The sequence below is a fragment of the Arthrobacter sp. CC3 genome, from assembly GCF_039907775.1.
GTDB lineage: Bacteria > Actinomycetota > Actinomycetes > Actinomycetales > Micrococcaceae > Arthrobacter.
The window spans coordinates 1-808 of sequence record NZ_JARCCY010000111.1 but is presented as its reverse complement, the minus strand read 5'-3'; the positions used below and the strand labels follow the sequence as shown (position 1 = coordinate 808).

Annotated in this window: 1 protein-coding gene; it reads left to right on the top strand. The window is 61.3% G+C overall.

Features of this window, described 5'->3' with window-relative positions; genetic code table 11:
- On the top strand, window positions 1-808 hold an 808-nt coding region (locus PV761_RS24210; protein ID WP_347900053.1), incomplete at its 5' end, for an IS630 family transposase.

Sequence of the window (808 nt, the reverse complement as noted above, 5' to 3'; positions counted from 1 at the left end):
GGTCGAGGATGTCGTGGTTGCGACGCTGGAATCGACGCCGAAGAATGCCACGCACTGGTCCCGGGCGAAGATGGCCGGGCGGTCGGGGCTCTCAAAGTCAACGATCGGGCGGATCTGGAAGTCTTTCGAACTCAAGCCGCACCGCGCTGACGGCTATAAGCTCTCGAACGACCCCTTCTTCGTGGAGAAGGTCTATGACGTTGTGGGCCTGTACCTGAATCCGCCCGAATCCGCGGTGGTGCTCAGCGTGGATGAGAAGTCCCAGGTCCAGGCGCTGGCCCGCTCCCAGCCGGCTTTCCCGATGATGCCCGGCATGCCGGAGAAACGCACCCATGACTATGTCCGGCACGGAACCACAACCCTGTTCGCGGCGCTGAACACCGCTGACGGGTCCGTGATCTCCAGCCTGCACCGCAAACACCGGGCCATCGAGTTCAGGAAGTTCCTGGCCAAGATCGACGCCCAGGTCCCCGCGGGCCTTGACGTGCACCTGATCTGCGACAACTACCAGACCCACAAAACACCCGTCGTGAAGATGTGGCTGCAGAACCACCCGCGTTTCCACATGCATTTCACACCGACGTACTCATCCTGGCTGAACCAGGTCGAGCGGTTCTTCGGATTCGTCACCGAGGACCTGCTGCGCCGCAGCGATCACCGCAGCGTCCAGGCGCTCGAGTCCGACATCCGTAAATGGGTCATCGAGTGGAACACCAGCCCAACACCCTTCACCTGGACCAAGACAGCAGAACAGATCCTCGAATCCATCGGCCGACTTCTGAACCGAATTTCAGGCGCGGGACACTAG